The 19,927-nt window shown below is 64.4% G+C and carries 19 protein-coding genes and 1 riboswitch; of the genes, 11 read left to right on the top strand and 8 right to left on the bottom strand.

Features of this window, described 5'->3' with window-relative positions:
• Nucleotides 1–23: 23 nt before the first annotated feature.
• Complete coding sequence (locus tag BMI88_RS05545) at nucleotides 24–524, top strand: Lrp/AsnC family transcriptional regulator (RefSeq protein WP_078519374.1); 501 nt, start codon at nucleotides 24–26, stop codon at nucleotides 522–524.
• Between the two features lie 111 nt (nucleotides 525–635).
• On the opposite strand, the gene BMI88_RS05550 is transcribed toward BMI88_RS05545, so the two are convergent.
• Nucleotides 636–1,859, bottom strand: a complete 1,224-nt coding sequence (locus BMI88_RS05550) for an MFS transporter (protein ID WP_246831825.1) — start codon at nucleotides 1,857–1,859, stop codon at nucleotides 636–638.
• A gap of 65 nt (nucleotides 1,860–1,924) precedes the next feature.
• Here BMI88_RS05550 and BMI88_RS05555 point away from each other — a divergent pair, with 65 nt between their 5' ends.
• The 3 genes from BMI88_RS05555 (at nucleotide 1,925) to BMI88_RS05565 (ending at nucleotide 4,036) form a co-directional block, all read left to right on the top strand.
• Nucleotides 1,925–2,557, top strand: coding sequence for a DNA-3-methyladenine glycosylase (locus BMI88_RS05555; RefSeq protein ID WP_078546699.1), 633 nt, complete (start codon nucleotides 1,925–1,927; stop codon nucleotides 2,555–2,557).
• Nucleotides 2,554–3,216, top strand: coding sequence for an alpha/beta fold hydrolase (locus BMI88_RS05560; RefSeq protein ID WP_078546701.1), 663 nt, complete (start codon nucleotides 2,554–2,556; stop codon nucleotides 3,214–3,216). The genes BMI88_RS05555 and BMI88_RS05560 overlap by 4 nt, the downstream gene beginning before the upstream one ends.
• A 220-nt stretch (nucleotides 3,217–3,436) precedes the next feature.
• The gene (locus BMI88_RS05565; RefSeq protein WP_078519371.1) at nucleotides 3,437–4,036 is read left to right on the top strand and encodes an HNH endonuclease; all 600 of its coding nucleotides are present in this window, start codon (nucleotides 3,437–3,439) and stop codon (nucleotides 4,034–4,036) included.
• Between the two features lie 100 nt (nucleotides 4,037–4,136).
• Here the strand turns inward: BMI88_RS05565 and BMI88_RS05570 are convergent, their stop codons facing one another.
• The 4 genes from BMI88_RS05570 to BMI88_RS05580 all read right to left on the bottom strand — a co-directional run bounded on the left by BMI88_RS05570 (nucleotide 4,137) and on the right by BMI88_RS05580 (nucleotide 7,406).
• Complete coding sequence (locus BMI88_RS05570; RefSeq protein ID WP_078546703.1) at nucleotides 4,137–5,615, bottom strand: SulP family inorganic anion transporter; 1,479 nt, start codon at nucleotides 5,613–5,615, stop codon at nucleotides 4,137–4,139.
• A gap of 139 nt (nucleotides 5,616–5,754) precedes the next feature.
• Nucleotides 5,755–6,432, bottom strand: a complete 678-nt coding sequence (locus tag BMI88_RS05575; protein ID WP_078546705.1) for a DUF1638 domain-containing protein — start codon at nucleotides 6,430–6,432, stop codon at nucleotides 5,755–5,757.
• Nucleotides 6,429–6,587, bottom strand: a complete 159-nt coding sequence (locus tag BMI88_RS19725; RefSeq protein ID WP_165756922.1) for a hypothetical protein — start codon at nucleotides 6,585–6,587, stop codon at nucleotides 6,429–6,431. The genes BMI88_RS05575 and BMI88_RS19725 overlap by 4 nt, the downstream gene beginning before the upstream one ends.
• Before the next feature lie 117 nt (nucleotides 6,588–6,704).
• A complete protein-coding gene (locus BMI88_RS05580; RefSeq protein ID WP_078546707.1) occupies nucleotides 6,705–7,406 on the bottom strand; it encodes a B12-binding domain-containing protein in 702 nt (233 codons plus the stop codon).
• A 169-nt stretch (nucleotides 7,407–7,575) separates the two neighbouring features.
• Here BMI88_RS05580 and BMI88_RS05585 point away from each other — a divergent pair, with 169 nt between their 5' ends.
• Nucleotides 7,576–8,670, top strand: coding sequence for a PA0069 family radical SAM protein (locus BMI88_RS05585; protein ID WP_078546709.1), 1,095 nt, complete (start codon nucleotides 7,576–7,578; stop codon nucleotides 8,668–8,670).
• Nucleotides 8,671–8,789: 119 nt separating this feature from the next.
• Here the strand turns inward: BMI88_RS05585 and bmt are convergent, their stop codons facing one another.
• Together bmt and BMI88_RS05595 are read right to left on the bottom strand one after the other, a co-directional pair.
• Nucleotides 8,790–9,812 carry a betaine--homocysteine S-methyltransferase gene (bmt, locus tag BMI88_RS05590; RefSeq protein ID WP_078546711.1) on the bottom strand — a complete coding sequence of 341 codons (1,023 nt, stop codon included), beginning with the start codon at nucleotides 9,810–9,812 and terminating at the stop codon, nucleotides 8,790–8,792.
• Nucleotides 9,813–9,999: 187 nt separating this feature from the next.
• Nucleotides 10,000–10,317 carry a DUF1476 domain-containing protein gene (locus BMI88_RS05595; protein WP_078519365.1) on the bottom strand — a complete coding sequence of 106 codons (318 nt, stop codon included), beginning with the start codon at nucleotides 10,315–10,317 and terminating at the stop codon, nucleotides 10,000–10,002.
• A gap of 270 nt (nucleotides 10,318–10,587) precedes the next feature.
• Here BMI88_RS05595 and purC point away from each other — a divergent pair, with 270 nt between their 5' ends.
• The 6 genes from purC to BMI88_RS05625 all read left to right on the top strand — a co-directional run bounded on the left by purC (nucleotide 10,588) and on the right by BMI88_RS05625 (nucleotide 19,175).
• Nucleotides 10,588–11,349 (top strand): phosphoribosylaminoimidazolesuccinocarboxamide synthase, encoded by a 762-nt coding sequence (gene purC, locus BMI88_RS05600; RefSeq protein ID WP_078539474.1) that lies wholly within the window; start codon nucleotides 10,588–10,590, stop codon nucleotides 11,347–11,349.
• Nucleotides 11,350–11,363: 14 nt separating this feature from the next.
• A complete protein-coding gene (purS, locus tag BMI88_RS05605) occupies nucleotides 11,364–11,603 on the top strand; it encodes a phosphoribosylformylglycinamidine synthase subunit PurS (protein ID WP_078539473.1) in 240 nt (79 codons plus the stop codon).
• Nucleotides 11,604–11,732: 129 nt separating this feature from the next.
• Entirely contained in the window at nucleotides 11,733–12,401 is a 669-nt protein-coding gene (gene purQ / locus BMI88_RS05610; RefSeq protein WP_078546713.1) for a phosphoribosylformylglycinamidine synthase subunit PurQ, read from the top strand.
• 117 nt (nucleotides 12,402–12,518) lie between these two features.
• Nucleotides 12,519–14,261 carry an ATP-binding protein gene (locus BMI88_RS05615; RefSeq protein ID WP_078539471.1) on the top strand — a complete coding sequence of 581 codons (1,743 nt, stop codon included), beginning with the start codon at nucleotides 12,519–12,521 and terminating at the stop codon, nucleotides 14,259–14,261.
• A gap of 3 nt (nucleotides 14,262–14,264) precedes the next feature.
• Complete coding sequence (locus BMI88_RS05620) at nucleotides 14,265–15,596, top strand: sigma-54 dependent transcriptional regulator (RefSeq protein ID WP_078539470.1); 1,332 nt, start codon at nucleotides 14,265–14,267, stop codon at nucleotides 15,594–15,596.
• Between the two features lie 600 nt (nucleotides 15,597–16,196).
• Complete coding sequence (locus BMI88_RS05625) at nucleotides 16,197–19,175, top strand: Rne/Rng family ribonuclease (RefSeq protein WP_078546715.1); 2,979 nt, start codon at nucleotides 16,197–16,199, stop codon at nucleotides 19,173–19,175.
• Nucleotides 19,176–19,247: 72 nt separating this feature from the next.
• Here BMI88_RS05625 and BMI88_RS05630 read toward each other — a convergent pair whose 3' ends face one another.
• Nucleotides 19,248–19,682 carry a 6,7-dimethyl-8-ribityllumazine synthase gene (locus BMI88_RS05630; RefSeq protein ID WP_078546717.1) on the bottom strand — a complete coding sequence of 145 codons (435 nt, stop codon included), beginning with the start codon at nucleotides 19,680–19,682 and terminating at the stop codon, nucleotides 19,248–19,250.
• Between the two features lie 81 nt (nucleotides 19,683–19,763).
• Nucleotides 19,764–19,910, bottom strand: a riboswitch (FMN riboswitch).
• Nucleotides 19,911–19,927 lie beyond the last annotated feature (17 nt).

Raw genomic sequence — 19,927 nt, forward strand, 5'->3', positions numbered from 1 at the left:
AACCCACGAAGGATTATTTCAACATGCCCACCTCCCGGCTCGACGACATCGACCGCAAAATCCTTGCCGAACTGCAGGCGGACGGGCGGATGACGAATGTCGAACTGGCCAAGCGTGTGGGCATTTCGGCCCCGCCCTGCCTGCGCCGTGTGCGCACGCTCGAGGAGGCGGGCTACATCCGCGGCTACCATGCTGACGTGAACCCGCGCGAGCTGGGTTTCGAAGTGCAGGTCTTCGCGATGGTGCGCCTGCACAGCCAGGCCGAAGCGGATCTGTCGAACTTCGAGTCGCGCTGTCGCGAATGGCCGCTCGTACGCGAGTGCCACATGCTCAATGGCGAGATCGATTTCGTGCTGAAATGCGTGGCGCCGGACCTATCGAGCTTCCAGAGCTTCCTGACCGGCCAACTCACTGCTGCCGAGAACGTGGCCAGCGTGAAGACCTCGCTGGTGATCCGCTGCGCCAAGGACGAACCGGGCGTGCCCTTCGACGTGCTCGAAGAGCGCATCGCCAAGCTGGCCTGAGCCTTACCCTGAATTGAGACGTTGTCGGAGGGGCGCTGCCCCTCCCTTCGCTGTCGCGAATTCCCACCCCGGGATATTTTCGCCAAGCCGAAGGGGCGCGCGGCGCCCCCTTTAGCGGGTCTCTTTCGGGCGCAGCACCAGCCAGATCAGCGCGGCGCCCGCCAGCGTCAGGAAGGGGATCATCGCGAGATTGACCGCCTGCCAGCCCGCTTGTGCATTGCCGCTCTGGGTGCAGTTCATCAGCCCGCCCGAGGCGAGCGAGGCGAGGAAGACGCCACCGAAGACCACGAAATCGTTCATCCCCTGCACATGGCCGCGCTCTTCGGGGCTATGGGCGGAGGCGAGCATCGAGGTCGCGCCGATGAAGCCGAAGTTCCAGCCGAGACCGAGAAGGATGAGCGTGGCATAAAACTGTGCGAGATCGACGCCGCTCAGCGCCATTGCACCCGCCGCGGCCAGAATGACGAGCCCGGTGCCCACGATGACTTCTTTGCCGAAGCGCGCGATCAGGTGGCCGGTGAAGAAGCTCGGCAAATACATCGCCAGCACGTGAGCCGAGACGATATTGGCCGCGTCTGCCTGCTCGAACCCGCAGCCCACGACCGCAAGCGGCGTCGAGGTCATCACGAGGTTCATCAGCGCATAGGAGACCATGGCGCAGATCATCGCCACGAGGATCACCGGGTCTTTCAGCAGCTCGCGCCGGGTGCGGCCCTCGTGATGTTCGTGCTTCTTGCGCCGCCCCGGAGCCGGGATGTCGAGGAAGGAGAACAGGATCGGCCCGAGCGCATTGATCCCGATGATCGCGAGGTACGTCGCCATGAATGGCACGACCATCGCCTCGCTCGTGAGTTTCACCAGCTGTGGGCCGATGATCGCGGCCACAAGCCCGCCCGCCATCACATAGGAGATCGCCTTGGGCTGGAACTCCGTGCTGGCGGTATCGGTCGCCGCGAACCGGTAAAACCCCTGCGCCGACATATAGGTGCCGGTGAAGAACGACCCCAGCATGAACAGCGCAAATGACCCATGATAGAGCGCATAGGCCGCGGTCGCCGCCCCCAGCGCCCCCATCGCATTGGCGAGGATGAAGCCCGCGCGGCGGCCTTTCGCGGCCATGAATTCCGACATCGGCTGCGCCGAGAGGACCGAGCCCAGAATGATCAGCGACAGGGGCAGCGTCGCGAGGCAGGGATTGGGCGAGAGCATCTGGCCCGCAAGACCGCCCACCGTGAAGATCATCGGCATCTGCGCGCCCAGAAGCGCCTGGGCCAGAACCAGCACGATCGTATTGCGCTTTTCGCGAGAGGCGGGAGGGGCGGTCATGTCACTCATGACAGCTTGCTAGCGTGGCGATTGGGGGCTGGCAAGCGGGCGCGGCATGAGGCAGGGTGTCGCGCATGGTTGGACGTATCATTACCTGCGAAGACGATATCGCCGAGGGCACCGAATTTCTCTGCCGCACAGAGCCGCGTTTTGCCGAGGTTTGCGCGCTGACGGGGCCGTGGCCTCTACGCCGCCGCGAGGACGGGTTCGAGGCGCTGCGCGACGCGATCATCGGCCAGCAGGTTTCGGTCGCGGCCGCCAATTCGATCCGCAACAAGGTGATCGGCGCGGGCTATGGCGATCCGGTCTCCATCGCGGGCGCCTCGGAAGAGGATCTGCGCGCCTGTGGCCTCTCGCGTCAGAAGGTGCGCTACCTGCAGGCGCTCTCGAATTCCGGCGTCGATTTCGAGGGTCTGCGCGCGATGCCCGACGAAGAGGTGGTCGCCCAGCTTCTGCCGATCCCCGGCATCGGGCGCTGGACGGTGGAGATGTATCTCATCTTCGCTCTGGGCCGCGCCGATGTCTTCGCGGTGGACGATCTCGCGCTGGCCGAAGGAGCGCGGATCCTGTTCGATTTGCCCGAGCGGCCCAAGCGCAAGCAATTCAATGAGCTATCGGCAGCCTGGTCGCCGTGGCGCGCGGTTGCGGCGCGCGGCCTCTGGGCCTATTACGCGGCCTGTAAAGATCGTGAAGGAGTTGCCCCATGACCCGCAAGCTGGAAGCCGGACGCAAAGAGCCGCAATCGGGGGTGGTGAAATCCGCCGTCGTTTTCCTGCATGGCTACGGCGCGGACGGGGCGGACCTGCTGGGCCTCGCCGATCCGCTGGGTCAGCACATGCCCGACACGTTGTTCCTCGCGCCCGATGCGCCCGAGCCCTGCCGCGCGGCGCCTTACGGCCGTCAATGGTTCCCGATCCCCTGGATCGACAATTCCAGCGAAGTGGAGTCCGCCCAAGGTCTCAAGGACGCGGCAGCCGACGTGGATGCCTTCCTCGATTCCGTGCTGGAAGAGCAGGGGCTGACGCCCGCGCAGCTCGCCGTGATCGGCTTCTCGCAAGGCACGATGACCGCACTCGAAGTGCTGCCGCGCCGGGCCGAGCCCGTCGCGGGTCTGGTGGCCTTCTCGGGCCGTCTTCTGCGCCCGGAAGCCCTGGGCAATGAGGCGATCTCGAAGCCGCCGGTTCTGCTGATCCATGGCGATCAGGACCCGGTCGTGCCCTTCGCCGATATGGGCAAGGCGGGCGATGCGCTGGTCTCGGCGGGGTTCGATACCTATGCCCACGTGATGAAGGGCACCGGCCACGGCATCGCGCCCGACGGGCTCTCGGTGGCGCTGTCCTTCCTGCAAGACAAACTGCCGGGCTGAGATGCCCGCGGCCGCCGATCGCCGCGGCACCTGCTACCTTGCCAAACGCTCGCGCAGCGTCATTTCTCTGTCATGGCTGTTTGATACCCATGCCGCATGGCAGCAATCGCGAGATCAAGAGGCTTGCCAGATCGCGAACGCCATATATAGTCATGGATAAGGCAGGGGCGGACCCCGCCCCTGAGCCGAGGCAGGCGACAGGGCGAGGACGGAGTCACCCATGCTGGACGAGTGCGACAGGACGAATTTTCGAACGCAATTCACCCGCGAACCGGCGGCGCTGAGACAGCACCCGGCACTGGTGCTCAACGCCGATTTCCGGCCGCTTTCCTATTACCCGCTCTCGCTATGGCCTTGGCAGGAGGCGATAAAGGCGGTCTTCCTCGACAGGGTGACGATCCTCGCCGAATACGAAGAGGTGGTGCGCAGCCAGAGGCAGGCCTTCAAAATCCCCTCCGTCGTCGTCCTCAAAGAATATGTCCGACCCCAGAAGCGCGTGGCTTTCACGCGCTTCAATCTTTTTCTGAGGGACGAATTCAAGTGCCAGTATTGCGGCAAGCGGGGCGATCTGACCTTCGACCATGTGATCCCGCGCTCGCGCGGTGGAATCACCAGCTGGGAGAATGTCGTGGCCGCCTGCGCGCCGTGCAACCTGCGCAAGGCCAACAAGCCGCTGGAGCGCTCGGGGATGCATCTTCTCAAGCCCGCGCGCCAGCCTCAGCCCGAGGATATGCTGCGCATCGGCCGTCGCTTCCCACCAGGCTATCTGCATGAAAGCTGGATGGACTTCCTCTACTGGGACACCGAGCTGGAAGCCTAAAGAAAAGGGCGCACCGCATCCGGCACGCCCTTCTTCGTATTGGTGAAGATATCCCGGGGGGCTTGCGCAGCAAGCGGGGGCAGAGCCCCCTCCGAATGCCTCAGTGCCCCGCCGCGACCTGACCACCATTCGACAGCTTGTCGATGATCGTCTCGGTCGCGTGGTTCATACCCACGACCTTCACATCCGTGCCGGACATCCGGAACTTGCCCACCGCCCGGTCGAGCGCCGAGACCGAAGAAATGTCCCAGATATGGGCATGGGTCAGGTCGATCACCACGCGGTCGAGCTTCTCCTGGAAGTCGAAGGCGCGGTTGAACTCTTCCACGGTCGCGAAGAAGATCTGGCCCTTGATGTAATAGGTCCGCAGATGATGCGCCTCGTTGTAGCGCGAGGTGATCTCGGTCATCCGCGCGATCTTGCCCGCGAAGAAGATACCCGACAGCAGCACGCCCACGAGCACCCCGATCGCGAGGTTATGGGTGGCGACGACGAAGGCGACGGTGGCCAGCATCACCACGTTGGACGACATCGGCATCGTGCGCAGCTGACCCAGCGAGGCCCAGCTGAACGTGCCGATCGACACCATGATCATGATCGCCACCAGCGCGGGCATCGGGATGCGGCCCACCCATTCGCCCAGCACCACGCAGAAGATCAAAAGCGCGATCCCCGCGGTGAGGGTCGACAGGCGCGTGCGGCCTCCCGAGGTGACGTTGATCACCGACTGGCCGATCATCGCGCAGCCCGCCATGCCGCCGATGAAGCCGGTGCAGAAGTTGGCGATGCCCTGACCGAAGCATTCCTGACGACGGTCCGAGCGGGTGTCGGTCATCTCGTCGACGATGTTCTGCGTCATCAGGCTCTCGAGGAGGCCGACGACCGCCACGCCCACCGAATAGGGCAGGATGATCTGCAGCGTTTCGAAGGTGAACGGCACGTTGGGGATCAGGAGCGAGGGCAGCTGATCGGGCAGGGCGCCCATGTCGGACACCGTGTGCACATCGTTGAGCCCCAGCCCCATCGAGACCGCGCTGAGCACGAGGATCGCGATTAGCGGCGAGGGGATCGCGCGGAAGAAGCGCGGCAGCAGGTAGATGATCGCAAGGCCGAGTGCCACCAGCGCATAGGTCGCCACCACCGGTACGTTGGCCGGGTTCAGCTCGGGCCATTGCGCCATGAAGATCAGGATGGCGAGCGCGTTCACGAAGCCAGTCATCACCGATTTCGACACGAAGCGCATCACCGTCCCGAGGTTCAGCGCCCCGGCAATCACCTGCAGCACGCCCGCCAGCACCGTTGCGGCCAGCAGGTAGTCGAGCCCGTAGCTGCGCACCAGGGTGCCCATCAGCACGGCGGTTGCGGCGGTCGCGGCCGAGATCATGCCCGGGCGGCCACCGAAGAAAGCGGTGATCGTGGCGATCATGAAGGAGGCGTAGAGGCCCACTTTCGGGTCCACGCCCGCGATGATCGAGAAAGCGATGGCCTCGGGGATCAGCGCGAGCGCCACCACGAGACCGGAGAGAATGTCAGCGCGGTAGTTGCCAGTCCACTGGCTGCGCCATTGCGACAAGGTCATACGGTTGTCCTGCAATTAGAAAGGCCCGCGACCGGGGAGGGGCGGGCCGGAGGGATGTGAGATTTGGCGAAGCCAATACCCGGGTGACGTAGCGATGCCAAGCCCCGCGGGTCGGGTTTTAAGAAAAATTCAAAGAGGATTAAGCCGGATTGCCCGATTTCGCGGCAAATTTGGCGAGACTGGTGGCCAGATCGCCATAGCCCGTAAAGCGCCGCTCATAGCGCAGGCCGAGCCGCTCCGCGGCCTCACGCGCCTTCGCGTCGAGCGCGGGATCGTCGGTCTGGGCCTGATATATCAGCCGGTCGTAATTGCCGAACATCATCGGGATCAGTTCCGGGTGGCGGTCGAAGCCCATCGGCTTCCAGACGAAAGCGTCGAACTGCCGGGTGAGGAAATCGGTGAGGTAGAAGGCCGTGATCTCGTCCTCGGCGGTTTCGGCAAAGGCCGCGTTACCTTCAAAAAACGAATAACAATGGGGGCCTTCGACCATCTCGACCCCCAAAGACTTGCACTTTTCCAACAATTGCCCGCCCGTGCCGCAATCGGCATAGACCACGAAGAGATCGTCATATTGGTCGCGATAGCGCAGCACCGCCTCTTCGACGGCGGCGGTGATCTTCTCGGGGTATAGGTGCAGATTGGCGGGCAGGCAGGTCAGGTCGATGTGGTCCCAGCCATTGATCCGTTTAAGCGCGAGAATTTCGCGCGCGAGCGCCCCGCAGGCGATCAGCAGAAGACGCCCCGACCCCTCGGGAGCTAAACCATTTTCGGATAAGGTCGTGTCGCCGGGAAGCGAGGCAGCTTTCTGGGCGGTCATTCCACCCGTGCCATCATCCGGGCAACGCCTGCTGCGACGAGAACCATCAGCCCAAGCATCGCCATCGGCACGCCCGACGCGGCAAAGGCCCAGATCGTCAAGCCCGCCAGAACGATCACAAACAGGATCAGCAGCAGAAAATGTGGCAGCGGCATGTCTCGTTTCCCCCTTCTCTTCAAGTATGGGGCGGGGGAGCGCACATGAAAAGGCCCCGATGAAAAAATCGGGGCCTTCTCCATGAATATCAGCCAAGATGCGCGCGCGATCGGCGATCAGGCGCTCATCTGGTTGTGCTTGCGAGCGATGAAATCCTTCGCCGTTTCCACCGCCACGGCGGCGTCGCGGCAATAGGCGTCGGCACCGATCGCCTTGCCGAATTCCTCGTTGAGCGGCGCACCGCCCACCAGAACGATGTAATCGTCGCGGATGCCCTGTTCCTTCATCGTGTCGATCACGACCTTCATATAGGGCATCGTGGTGGTCAGCAGCGCAGACATGCCGAGGATGTCGGCCTCTTCGCGGGCGATCGCTTCGAGGTAGTTCTCGACCGGGTTGTTGATCCCCAGATCGACGATCTCGAAACCTGCGCCTTCCATCATCATCGCAACGAGGTTCTTGCCGATATCGTGGATATCGCCCTTCACCGTCCCGATGACCATCTTGCCCATGCGCGGCGCGCCGGTCTCGACCAGCAGCGGCTTGAGGATGGCCATGCCGCCCTTCATCGCATTCGCCGCCAGCAGCACTTCCGGCACGAACAGGATACCGTCGCGGAAGTCGTTGCCCACGATGGTCATGCCCGCGACGAGGGCCTTGGTCAGAATGTCATACGGCGTCCAGCCGCGATCGAGCAGGATCCGGGTGGCCTCTTCGATCTCTTCCTTGAGACCGTCATAGAGGTCATCCATCATCTGCGCGGTGAGCTCGTCGTCGTCGAGTTCCGAAAGGATGATATCGTCGTCGTCTTCGGCCATGTCCAATAGTCTCCTGCTAGCCGGTGTTACCCTGTGGTGAGGCCGTGGCCCCGTCAAGTCTTGGCGATTTGCGACATGCGCGGTGTTTTGTCCGACCTCGCATGGTGTTGGTAGGTCCGCATTCGGACTCTACTTGGCAAATGTTCTCATTTCGTTCTAAATTCCGGGCATGAGTCTGCCATTCGATCTTCCCCCCGCGACCCCGTCCGAGCGTCTGCGCGCGCGCGGTGCCGCGGCGCGCCCCGTAGGCCGGTTCGAGCCCTTCGCCCGCGCGCCCGAGCATGACGGCTGGGACATCCCCGAAGAGGAGCGCCTGACGCGCACCGAGGTTTCGGTGGAGCGTCCCCGCTCCGTTATCACCCGCAACCAGTCGCCCGATGTGCCCTTCGAGCGCTCGCTCAACCCATATCGCGGCTGCGAGCATGGCTGCATCTACTGCTTCGCGCGGCCCAGTCACGGCTATCTCGGCCTCTCGGCGGGCTTGGATTTCGAGACCCGGCTGATCGCACGGCCCGAGGCGCCGCAAGTGCTCGAAGACGAGCTGCGCAAGAAAAGCTACCGTCCGAATGTGCTCGCCATCGGGACGAATACCGATCCCTACCAGCCGCTCGAGCGCAAGATGGAGATCATGCGCGCCGTGCTGGAAGTGCTGCAGGCCTATCGCCACCCGGTCTCCATCGTCACCCGCGGCTCGACCATTCTGCGCGATCTCGACATCCTCGCGCCGATGGCCGAGGCCGGATTGGCGCAGGTTGGCGTGTCGGTCACGACGCTCGACGCCAAACTCGCCCGCGATCTGGAGCCGCGCGCGCCCAGCCCGCCGACGCGTATCCGCATGATCCGCGAATTGTCGCGTGCCGGTATCCCGGTGCGCGTGATGGCCGCGCCGATGATCCCGGGGCTCACCGATCACGAGCTGGAAGCGATCCTGACCGAGGCGCGCAGGGCAGGGGCCAAGGCCGCATCGATGATGCCGGTGCGGCTGCCGCATGAGGTGGCGCCGCTTTTCGCCGACTGGATGGAGCGGCATCACCCCGGCAAGGTCGAGAAGGTGCTGGGCCGGATCCGCGACATGCGCGGCGGCAAGCTCAACGATCCGCGCTTCGGCGAGCGGATGAAGGGCGAGGGCGAGATGGCGGAACTCTTGCAGCAGCGGTTCAAGCTGAGCTGCAAGCGGCTGGGCTTCTCGCGTCATCTGCCCGATCTCGACGTGACGCAGTTCTGCGTACCGCCCCGGCCGGGCGATCAGCTCGAACTGTTCTGATCTCGTCTGAGACGCGCGCATGCTCCATCCGCCGGGAAACCCCGGCCCTTCCTTCGTGTTGGTTCAAATATCCCGGGGTGAGGCCGCAAGGCCGAGGGGCAGAGCCCCTCAAGCCGCGCTTAGCTGCGGCGACGGCCCCGGCGTTCGCGCTTGGGCGCATCGCCGCTCAGCCCGTCATCCTCCGACGAGAACCCACCCAGAACCGAGGAGATCTGATCGAGCGTCGGGCGCTCGCCGCGCGGACGCGTCTCCAGCGCCTCGCGCATCGCCACCAGATGCTCGGCCATCGTGCCGCAGCAGCCGCCGATGATCGTCGCGCCGCAATCGCGCGCCATCACCGCATATTCCGCCATCAGTTCGGGCGTGCCGTCGTAATGGATGTGACCGTCGACATATTTCGGGATACCCGCATTGCCCTTGGCGATGATCGGGCGCTCGGTCCCGGTCGCGGCAAAGCCCAGAACGGTGCGCAGCAGGTCGGACGCGCCGACGCCGCAATTCGCGCCGAAGGCCAGCGGCGGGTGGGCCAGCTTTTCGACCATCGAGACCATCGCCTGCGAGGTCAGGCCCATCATCGTGCGGCCTGCGGTGTCGAAGCTCATCGTGCCGCACCAGGGCATGCCCGCCAGATGGCAGGCCTCGGCGGCGGCCTTGTATTCTTCCTGCGCCGAGATCGTCTCGACCCAGAGGATATCAGCGCCGCCCTCTTTCAGACCCTCGGCCTGTTCGTGGAACATCTCGACCGCCAACTCATGCGTCAGCGTGCCCATCGGCGCGAAAATCTCGCCGGTCGGGCCCATCGAGCCCGCAACGATCACGGGGCGCGTCTGCTTGTCGGCCACGTCGCGGCCGATCTCGGCGGCGAGGCGGTTGAGCTCGCGCACGCGGTTCTGCGCGCTGTGCAGTTTCAGCCGCGAGGCATTGCCGCCGAAGCTGTTGGTGAGAAACAGGTCCGAGCCCGCTTCGACGGCCAGCGAATAGAGCTTCGCGATCTTCGCGGGCTCGTCGGCATTCCACAGTTCCGGCGCATCGCCCGAGGCCAGCCCCATGTTGAACAGGTTGGTGCCGGTCGCGCCATCGGCCATCAGCCAATCGCGGGTTTCCAGAAGGCGGCTCAGCGCGTCGGTTTTCGGGGCGGTCATAAGGGCCTCGTCAAATGCAAAGGGCCGCGTCGGGCGCGGCGGTTGAGTTTCTCCTGCCATGACAGGCGGGAATTGGCAAATTCGTTTCCTTCATGTTCTTGATGAAGGCGCTGCAATCTCGGACTGAAATGCAAAAGGCCGGACGCGCTCGGCATCCGGCCTTTCAATCTGCGTCATCGGCGAGGGCTCACTCGGCCTCGTCGACCACCTGACGGCGCGCCTCGGCCATGCATTCGGCCATCTTCGCGCGGATCGTTTGTTCATCGGCCTTGTCGCCGAGATCGCCCGAGAGCTTGCGGTACACGTCTTCGTGGCCCGCTTCCTCGAAATCGGAGGTCACGACCTCGCGGACATAGGCATCGGCCTCGGGGCCGGTTTTGCCCAGAAGCTCTGCGGCCCATTGGCCCAGCATCTTGTTGCAGCGGGCATCGGCCTTGAACTGCAGCTCGGCATCATGCGCGAACTTGTTCTCATAGGCGTTTTCGCGATCGTCGAAGGTGGTCATGGCCCACGTCCCTCCCGGTAAAGTCTCCGTTACCTCCGATATGCACATGCACGGCGTGCGCCGCAAGAGGAAAGGGCCGCGTTTTGGCCGGTTTGACGGGGCTGTGCATCTGCGTGAAGTGGCGTGCGCTTTACCTTGCGAGACTCGCGGGCTTGTCCTATAGGGCGGGCAACACCCTTTCGCGGACGGCGCGCAGGGGCGGGCGCGGCATTCCTGAGGGCATGCGGCGCAGGCCCTGGCACCGCCGCGCCAAGTGAGAACGGAGACGCGATGGCACCCCGGCGCAAGAAGATCTACGAAGGCAAGGCGAAGGTTCTGTATGAAGGCCCCGAGCCCGGAACGCTGGTCCAGTATTTCAAGGACGACGCGACCGCCTTCAACGCTCAGAAAAAGGACGTGATCGAAGGCAAGGGCGTGCTCAACAACCGCCTGTCCGAGTATTTCATGACCGGCCTGACCAATATCGGGGTGCCGAACCACTTCATCAAACGGCTCAACATGCGCGAGCAGTTGATCCGTCAGGTGGAGATCGTGCCGCTCGAGGTGATCGTGCGCAACTTCGCCGCCGGTTCGATTGCGAAGCGTCTGGGCATGGAAGAGGGCACGCCGCTGCCGCGTCCGATCGTTGAATACAGCTACAAGAACGACGAGCTGGGCGATCCGCTCGTGCCCGAGGAATATATCATCGCCTTCGGTTGGGCGAGCCAGCAGGACCTCGATGACATCGTTGCGCTTGCGCTGCGCGTGAACGACTTCCTGACCGGCGTGTTCTACGGCGTCGGCATCAAGCTGGTCGATTTCAAGATAGAGATCGGCCGCGTCTGGGATGGCGATTTCATGCGTCTGATCGTGGCCGACGAGATCAGCCCCGACAGCTGCCGCCTGTGGGACGTCAAGACGGGCCAGAAGCTCGACAAGGACGTGTTCCGCCGCGATCTGGGCAGCCTGACCGATGCCTATACCGAAGTCGCCAAGCGCCTTGGCGTGCTGCCGACCAATACCCAGCCGATCAAACCGACGCTGATCAACTGAAAGGACCGCTCGTGATGAAAGCCCGCGTTCATGTCATGCTGAAGGATGGGGTGCTCGACCCGCAGGGCGAGGCCGTCCGTCACGCATTGGGCCATATGGGGTTCGGCGGCGTCGAAGGCGTGCGTCAGGGGAAGGTGATCGAACTGGACCTGAGCGCCACTGATGCAGCCTCTGCCGAGGCCGAGGTGAAGGAAATGTGCGAGAAGCTCCTCGCCAATACCGTGATCGAGAAATACACCATCGAGATCGCCTGATCCGGGTCGGGTGGGGGCGCTGCCCCCCTTGGCCTGCCGGCCAATTCCCCCCGGGATATTTGTACCAAGCCGAAGGCCGTACAGGCCTTACCCGACAGGTTCGACCCTTAAGGCCAGGAGTTTGCACCCATGAAAGCCGCCGTCATCACCTTCCCCGGATCGAATTGCGACCGCGACCTGAGCATGGCCTTCGCGGCAGCCGGGGCGGATGTCGTCAAGGTCTGGCACAAGGAAACCGCATTGCCCGAAGGCATCGACATCATCGGTGTGCCGGGCGGGTTCTCCTATGGCGATTATCTGCGCTGCGGCGCGATCGCCTCGCGCTCGCCCATCGGGCAGGCGGTGGCCGATTTCGCAGGCAAGGGCGGCTATGTCATCGGCATCTGCAACGGCTTTCAGGTGCTCACCGAGATGCGGCTGCTGCCGGGCGCCTTGATGCGCAATGCGGGGCTGAAATTCGTCTCGAAACCGCTGGCTCTGCGCGTCGCTACGACCGACAGCGCCTATACCTCGGGCTATGAGGCGGGGCAGGAGATCGTGATCCCGGTCGCCCACCATGACGGCAATTACCAGATCGACCCCGAAGGCCTTGCCCGCATCGAGGGCGAGGACCGCGTGGCGTTCCGCTACGTCGAGAACCCCAACGGCTCCGTCGACGATATCGCGGGCGTGCTGAGCGAGAACCGCCGGGTGCTGGGCATGATGCCTCACCCCGAGCGCGCGATCGAACCTGCGCAGGGTGGCGCCGATGGGGCGGCGCTTTTCCGCGCGTTGAGCGGGATGCTGGCAACCGCCTGATCTCGCGCGCTTGTTGCGCTCTGGGCCTTGGCTTAGACTTCGCGCATGACGCACGTGCAGACACGTTCGACGATTTTACCTGACGAGCCGCCCGAAGGTGAGGGCGGGCTCGGTGTCATGGCGCGCTCGCCGCGCGCCCGTTGGTTGCTGCGCGTCGCTGTAGTGCTGATCCTCGCGCTGGCGGGGGCGGTGATGTGGATCACCAACCAATGGCTGACCCAGCGTTTCACCGAGACGACGCGCGTGCGCACCGAGCTGCGGCTTGCGCTTTACACCGGCAACATCATGTCGGAACTGCAGCGGACATCCGTTGTGCCGCTGTTGCTCGCGCGCGATCCGGAGCTGACGCAAGCTCTTGATACCACGGATTATTCCACCGCATCGGCGCAGCTTATCACGGCCAAGAAAGAGGTCGCGGTGGCCTCGATCCGGCTGTTGGACATGCAGGGCCGGGTGGTGGCGTCGACCAATCGCACGCAGATCGGCACGCCCTTCCCGAATGCGCCCTTCTTCGTCGATGCGACCCGCTCGCGCGGGACGATCTTCTCTCTCAACGAGCCCGAGGCGGGCGGCACCGAATTCGATTATTCGCGCGCCGTCATCCAGAACAACAAGCCCGTCGGCGTGATCGTGGTCGAGGCGGATCTGTCGAAATTCGAACGCGCCTGGGCCGGGATTTCCGATGCGCTGGCCGTGGTCGACAGCGAAGGCAAGATCATCCTGACGACCGAGCCGCGCTGGCGCGGGGTGACGATGTCGGAGGCGCTGGCCGCGCGCTCGGCCCCCTCCGCGATTGAACGCGCGCTGCAGGCGACTGCCGATTGGGCCAATGACGCGCCCGACGCCTATCTCAAGGGTCGCGCGGTGATGCGCACCGAGGCGCGCATTCCCTTCCGCGGCTGGAAGATGATCGCCTTTACCAGCTACGATTCCGTGCGTGAGCGGGTGAACGCGGTGCTCGCGCTCGAGATCATGGGCTTCGCGATCCTGCTGGCGCTGGTCTTCTACGCGCTGTCGCGCCGGGCGCGGCGACAAAGCCAGGAATTGCGCGCGGAATCGGCGGAGCTGCGCCAGCTCAACACCCGGTTGAGCCGCGAGATCGCCGAGCGCGAGAAGGCGCAGCAGGATCTGGCCGTGGCCGAGCAGACGATCGCGCAAAGCTCGAAACTCGCGGCTCTGGGGGAAATGTCGGCGGCGGTGAGCCACGAATTGAACCAGCCCCTGGCCGCGATGAAGACCTATCTGGCAGGCGCGAAACTGCTGTTGCAGCGTGCCCGGGTCGAGGAGGCGCTGTCGTCGTTCCAGCGCATCGACGACCTGATCGGCCGCATGGGCGCGATCACGCGGCAGCTGAAGTCCTATGCCCGCAAGGGCGGCGAGGCCTTCGAGCCGGTGGACCTGCGGGTGGCGCTCTCGGAAGCGCTCTCGATGATGGAGCCGCAGCTGAAAATTCGCAAATTGCACATTTCGCGCACCATGCCGCGCAGCCCTGTTATGGTGATGGCGGACCGCATCCGGCTGGAGCAGGTGATCATCAACCTGTTGCGAAACGCACTCGACGCCACCAAGTCGGTTGAGGAACCTCAAGTGGAGTTGTTGCTTACCTCGGGTGAGACGGCCGTGCTGAGCGTGCGTGATAACGGTCCCGGTATTTCGGATCTCGACAAGCTGTTCGAGCCGTTCTGGACCACGAAGAAACCGGGGGAAGGGACGGGGCTGGGCCTCGCGATCTCGTCCTCCATCATCAGTGATTTCGGGGGTCGTCTGACCGCCCATAATTCCGAAAGCGGGGGTGCAGTGTTCGAAGTTCAGTTGCCCCTCCTGGCGGACAAGAACAGGGCCATAAAGGCCGCGGAGTAAGACATGGCAAGACTAATGAAGGTAGCGATCGTCGATGACGAGGAAGATATGCGGCAATCCGTCAGCCAATGGCTGGCGCTGTCGGGCTTCGACGCCGAGACCTATGCCAGCGCCGAAGACGCGCTGAAAGTGATCGGCCCCGATTGGCCGGGCGTGGTGATCACCGACATCCGGATGCCCGGCATGGACGGGATGGCCTTTCTCAAGCGGCTGATGGGCATCGATAGCGGTCTGCCGGTCATCATGATCACCGGCCACGGCGATGTGCCGATGGCGGTCGAGGCGATGCGCCTCGGCGCGATGGACTTCATGGAAAAGCCGTTCTCGCCGGATCGGATGACCGAACTGGCCAAGCGCGCCACGCAGGCGCGCCGCACGACGCTCGACAACCGCGCGCTGCGCCGCGATCTGGCTGAGGGCGAGAAGGTGATGGGCAAGCTGATCGGCACTTCCGAGCCGATGGAGCGTCTGCGCGAGGATATTCTCGATCTGTCTCAGGCGGACGGCCACGTTCTGATCGACGGCGAAACCGGCACCGGCAAAACGCTGGTGGCCCATGCGCTGCACGCGACGGGCCCGCGTGCGGGCAAGAAATTCGTCGTGGTCAGCTGTGCCGCGCTGACTGAGGAAGCGCTCTCGGCCAAGCTGTTCGGCCCGGTCGAAGAGGGCGGCCTGCCGCTGATGGAAGAGGCGCGCGGCGGCACGCTCTGCCTCGAGGATGTCGAGGCGCTGAGCCAGTCGCTGCAGGCGCGGCTCTTGCAATTCATCAACGATCAGGGCGCGCCGGCGGAGACGCGGATCGTCGCGATCTGCAACACCCACGGCGAGGGCAAGACGGTCGAGGACGCGCTGCGCCCCGATCTTTATTACCGCCTCGCCGCGCTGAAGATCACCTTGCCGCCGCTGCGGGCGCGCGGCGAAGATATCCTGACGCTGTTCAACCGCATGTCCGAGCAATTCGCCGACGAATACGGCTGCGACGTGCCGGAAGTCACCGCGCAGGAAGCGGCGCAACTGCTGCAGGCCCCGTGGCCGGGCAATGTGCGCCAGCTGATCAACGTGGCCGAACGCGCGGTGCTGCAATCGCGCCGTGGCTCGGGCTCGATCGCGTCGCTTCTGATGACCGATGACGAAGAGACGGGGCCGGCGGCGATCACGACCGAGGGCAAGCCGCTCAAGGAATATGTCGAGAGTTTCGAAAAGATGCTGATCGACAATACGATGCGGCGCCACAAGGGCTCGATCTCGGCGGTGATGGAAGAGCTGTGCCTGCCGCGCCGGACGCTGAACGAGAAGATGGCCAAATACGGTCTCGCCCGCGCGGATTACCTTTAAAGACACGCGCGCCCGCATCTTCGCCTCTAGGTGCGGGGCATGCGGGCGGCATTCGAACAAGACGACGTGAGCGGCGCGGGCCTGAATGGCACCGCGCCGCGGCATTTTTCGGCCTGCGGCGGCAAAACCCCGGAACGGGCCTGCCCAATCGCTGAACATCGCGAGAAACCGGGGTGTGATTAACCCTTCCCTTACGAAAATTCGATTGTGTTCCCGTAGGCTGTGCCGCTATGGTCAGAACCAGTCGGTTTCACACCATAAGTGTGAAGCCACCGAAATTCGCTGATGCCTTGGCCGATCCGGCGCAGATGATGCGCAAGGGGCCCCGGCTCAACCGATTGGCCGAAAGGCCGCAAGTTTGTCTCCCTCTTCCGCATTTGACGGGACGGAGGCCGTTAATTGGGCGCCAAGCGGCTAAGGCCGACCGCGCCTTGGAAAGAACCGCGATGATGCGTGACGGGATATCGCAGATGAGGACGGGCAGGCTCCACGCCACCGCCGTCTGCGCGCATGTCCGCACCCTCGCCTCAAGGACAGTTTCAGCCCAAGACAGCGCCGCGCCCCCGGGCAGGTCGCAAAGGGCTGACCTATTGGATTTACATGGCAAAGAAGATGCTTATCGATGCCACCCACGCGGAAGAGACCCGCGTCGTGGTGGTGGACGGCAACAAGGTTGAAGAATTCGACTTTGAGACCATCAACAAACGGCAGCTCGCCGGAAATATCTATCTCGCGAAAGTAACGCGCGTCGAACCGTCGCTGCAGGCGGCCTTCGTCGACTACGGCGGAAACCGGCACGGCTTCCTCGCCTTCGCGGAAATCCACCCCGATTACTACCAGATCCCGGTCGCCGACCGCGAAGCGCTGCTGGAAGAAGAACGCCAGCTCGCCGAAGCCGCGGCTGCGGAAGAGGAAAAGCCGAAATCTTCGCGTCGCCGCCGTTCGCGCCGGTCGTCGAACAAGGCCGAGAAGGCCAAGCAGGACGAGGCGGTGATCAGCTCGGACGAGATCCCGGGCATGGGCGTCGTCGATCCGGAAGCCGAAGGCGAGACCTCTGGCGAGGCTGCCGATGCGTCGAGCGACGAGACCAAAGCCGAAGCGCAGACCGACAGCACCGAGGCCCCGGCCGAGGACGCTCCCGCTCAGGAGGCTGATGAAAAGCCCGCCGCTGCGGCTGAGACCGCGTCCGACGAGGATGACAGCGACGACTCCGACGACGATGACGACGACGCGGGCGATGACGCTGCCGAGGCCGATAGCGGCATCGAATCCGTCGCCGACGAGGATGTCGAAGAAGAAATCCGTCCGGCCCGCAAGCCGCGTCCGCGCCGCTACAAGATCCAGGAAGTGATCAAGGTCCGCCAGATCATGCTGGTGCAGGTCGTCAAGGAAGAGCGCGGCAACAAGGGCGCGGCGCTGACCACCTACCTCTCGCTGGCAGGCCGCTACTGCGTGCTCATGCCCAACACCGCGCGCGGTGGTGGCATCTCGCGCAAGATTACAAATGCCGCCGACCGCAAGAAGCTCAAGGAAATCGCAGGCGAACTGGACGTGCCGAAGGGCGCGGGCCTGATCGTGCGCACGGCCGGTGCGCAGCGCACCAAGACCGAGATCAAGCGCGATTACGAATACCTGATGCGCCTGTGGGAGCAGATCCGCGACCTGACGATGAAATCCGTCGCGCCGGCGCCGATCTACGAAGAAGGCGATCTGATCAAACGATCGATCCGCGACCTCTATAACAAGGATATCGACGAGGTTCTCGTCGAGGGCGAGCGCGGCTACCGCGCGGCCAAGGCTTTCATGAAGATGATCATGCCGAGCCACGCCAAGAACGTGAAGCACTACGCCGAGTCGCTGCCGCTGTTCGCGCGCCATCAGGTGGAGAGCTACCTCGCCTCGATGTTCAACCCGACCGTGCAGCTCAAGTCCGGCGGTTACATCGTGATCGGCGTCACCGAAGCGCTCGTCGCTATCGACGTGAACTCGGGCCGGGCGACCAAGGAAGGCTCGATTGAGGAAACCGCGCTCAAGACCAACCTGGAGGCCGCCGACGAAGTGGCCCGCCAGCTGCGCCTGCGCGACCTCGCCGGTCTGATCGTGATCGACTTCATCGACATGGACGAGCGTAAGAACAACAACGCCGTCGAGAAGCGCATGAAGGAGCGTCTCAAGACCGACCGCGCCCGCATTCAGGTCGGCCGCATCTCTGGTTTCGGCCTGCTCGAGATGAGCCGCCAACGCCTGCGTCCGGGCATGATCGAATCCACGACGCAGCCCTGCGCCCATTGCCACGGCACCGGCCTGATCCGCTCCGATGACAGCCTCGCGCTGAGCGTCCTGCGCGCGATCGAGGAAGAGGGCACCCGCAAACGGACCCGCGAGGTTCTGGTGCGTGCCCCCGTCGCGGTCGCCAACTACCTGATGAACGCCAAGCGCGAACATGTGGCGGTGATCGAGGCGCGTTACGGCATGTCCGTGCGCATCGAAGCCGCGCCGGAACTCGTCTCGCCCGATTTCACCATCGAGAAGTTCAAGACCGCGACGCGCAATGTCGCGGAAGTGGACAGCCCCGTGGTGTCGGCTTCGGCCAGCCTGATGGCCGAGATCGACGACGCCGAGGACGAGGCGGAGATCGAAGTTGAAGCCGAGGCGGAGGCCGAGGAGCAGACCCAGAAGGTCGAGACCGACGCCGAGGAGCAGCCGAAGAAGAAGCGTCGTCGTCGTCGTCGTCGCCGGAAGTCGAATGGCGAGAACGGGGAGAATAACGACTCCGCGGAGAACGGCGATCAGTCGTCGGATGACCAGAACGCCAAGGACCAGTCCACGGGCGATCAGTCCTCGGACGTGACCGAAGGCCAGGAGACGCCCGCCAAGGCCGAACCCGCGCATGCGGCAGAAGCTCCGGCGGACGAGGCCAAGACCGAGGCACAAACCGACGCGAAGACCGAGGCTGAGCCCGCGGAAGAAGCGCCGAAGCCCAAGCGCCGCTCGCGCGCCCGCAAGAAGGTGGAAGAGCCGAAAGCCGAAGCCGAGACCGCGGAGGCCCCCGTCGAGGGCACCGAAGCCAAGGCCGAGGAAGAAGCGCCCAAGCCGAAGCGTCGCACGCGGTCGCGCAAGAAGGTGGACCCGGAGGCCGATGCGCAAGCCGCCGTCGAAGGCAGCGCCGCAGAGGTCAAGGCCGACGCCGCAGAGGCAGCCGAAGAGGCGCCCAAGCCGAAGCGTCGCTCCCGCGCGCGCAAGAAGGTCGAGGAACCCGTCGCAGAGACGCCGGACACGCCCGAGCCGCCGGAAACCCCGCAGCCTGACGCGCCGACCGAGCCGCAGGAGACGCCGCAGCCCGACGCACCGGTCGAGACGCCTGAGCCCACGCCGCAGGAAACCCCTGTCGACGTGCCGCCGGAAGCGCCGCCCGCGCCCGAACCGGAAACTCCGTTCGAGCAGCCGCCGGAAACGCCGCAGCCTGATGCGCCGGTCGAACTGCCCGGTGGTCCGGCTTTCGCCGAGACCGAGACGGAGGGCGAGACGATGACCGAAGAGGCACCCAAGCCCAAGAAACGGGGCTGGTGGAGCCGCTGAGGCACCTTCAGATTTGAGAAAGGCCGGGCAGAGCGCCCGGCCTTTTTCGTTTTCCTCTTTCGTTTTCCGCGCTCAGGCGGCCAGGTCCTGAGCCGGGCGGGTCAGTTGCAGCGCCGCCCGCGCCGCCTCGCGGCCCTTCTCGACGAAATGGCTGCCAAAGATCGCCCGGTGGTGATCGGTCTCCTGAAACTGATGCGGGGTCAGCGAGACCGACAGCACGGGCACGCCCGTCTCCAGCCCCACCTGCATCAGGCCATTCACCACGGCCTGCGCCACGAAATCATGGCGATAGATCCCGCCATCGACGACCAGCGCCGCCGCCGCGATGGCGCCGTAGCGGCCCGTGCGGGCCAGTTGCTGCGCCTTCATCGGCAGCTCGAACGCGCCGGGCACGTCGAAGACATCGACCTGCGCCTCCGGGATCTCTTCGAGAAACCCTTCGAGCGCACGGTCGACGATATCGGCGTGCCAATTGGCTTTAATGAAGGCGTAACGGGTGTGTGTCATCGTAATCTCCTTGCATAGCGACACGTCACCCAAGGCGATCACATGCAGTCCGCGCCCACGCGCTAAGGCATGGGATCGGCTGCATATTCTCTTCCATCCGGACTGTAACCGTCGGCTCAGGCCTCGCACCTGATCTGCTGACCCTCGCACGACGGCGAGGCGCTCGCGGGCTCGCGGATTTCGCCGCATACCGCCGGTGGGGAATTTCGCCCCGCCCTGAGAATGGCCGGAGATTGGCACGCGCT

The sequence above is a fragment of the Thioclava sp. F36-6 genome (genome assembly GCF_002020305.1).
GTDB classification, from domain to species: Bacteria; Pseudomonadota; Alphaproteobacteria; order Rhodobacterales; family Rhodobacteraceae; genus Thioclava; species Thioclava sediminum.

Coding starts and splice junctions, on each gene's coding strand:
- BMI88_RS05545 (WP_078519374.1), top strand. CDS start 24: ATGCCCACCTCCCGGCTCGACGACATCGACCGCAAAATCCTTGCCGAA.
- BMI88_RS05550 (WP_246831825.1), bottom strand. CDS start 1,859: ATGAGTGACATGACCGCCCCTCCCGCCTCTCGCGAAAAGCGCAATACG.
- BMI88_RS05555 (WP_078546699.1), top strand. CDS start 1,925: ATGGTTGGACGTATCATTACCTGCGAAGACGATATCGCCGAGGGCACC.
- BMI88_RS05560 (WP_078546701.1), top strand. CDS start 2,554: ATGACCCGCAAGCTGGAAGCCGGACGCAAAGAGCCGCAATCGGGGGTG.
- BMI88_RS05565 (WP_078519371.1), top strand. CDS start 3,437: ATGCTGGACGAGTGCGACAGGACGAATTTTCGAACGCAATTCACCCGC.
- BMI88_RS05570 (WP_078546703.1), bottom strand. CDS start 5,615: ATGACCTTGTCGCAATGGCGCAGCCAGTGGACTGGCAACTACCGCGCT.
- BMI88_RS05575 (WP_078546705.1), bottom strand. CDS start 6,432: ATGACCGCCCAGAAAGCTGCCTCGCTTCCCGGCGACACGACCTTATCC.
- BMI88_RS19725 (WP_165756922.1), bottom strand. CDS start 6,587: ATGCCGCTGCCACATTTTCTGCTGCTGATCCTGTTTGTGATCGTTCTG.
- BMI88_RS05580 (WP_078546707.1), bottom strand. CDS start 7,406: ATGGCCGAAGACGACGACGATATCATCCTTTCGGAACTCGACGACGAC.
- BMI88_RS05585 (WP_078546709.1), top strand. CDS start 7,576: ATGAGTCTGCCATTCGATCTTCCCCCCGCGACCCCGTCCGAGCGTCTG.
- bmt (WP_078546711.1), bottom strand. CDS start 9,812: ATGACCGCCCCGAAAACCGACGCGCTGAGCCGCCTTCTGGAAACCCGC.
- BMI88_RS05595 (WP_078519365.1), bottom strand. CDS start 10,317: ATGACCACCTTCGACGATCGCGAAAACGCCTATGAGAACAAGTTCGCG.
- purC (WP_078539474.1), top strand. CDS start 10,588: ATGGCACCCCGGCGCAAGAAGATCTACGAAGGCAAGGCGAAGGTTCTG.
- purS (WP_078539473.1), top strand. CDS start 11,364: ATGAAAGCCCGCGTTCATGTCATGCTGAAGGATGGGGTGCTCGACCCG.
- purQ (WP_078546713.1), top strand. CDS start 11,733: ATGAAAGCCGCCGTCATCACCTTCCCCGGATCGAATTGCGACCGCGAC.
- BMI88_RS05615 (WP_078539471.1), top strand. CDS start 12,519: ATGGCGCGCTCGCCGCGCGCCCGTTGGTTGCTGCGCGTCGCTGTAGTG.
- BMI88_RS05620 (WP_078539470.1), top strand. CDS start 14,265: ATGGCAAGACTAATGAAGGTAGCGATCGTCGATGACGAGGAAGATATG.
- BMI88_RS05625 (WP_078546715.1), top strand. CDS start 16,197: ATGGCAAAGAAGATGCTTATCGATGCCACCCACGCGGAAGAGACCCGC.
- BMI88_RS05630 (WP_078546717.1), bottom strand. CDS start 19,682: ATGACACACACCCGTTACGCCTTCATTAAAGCCAATTGGCACGCCGAT.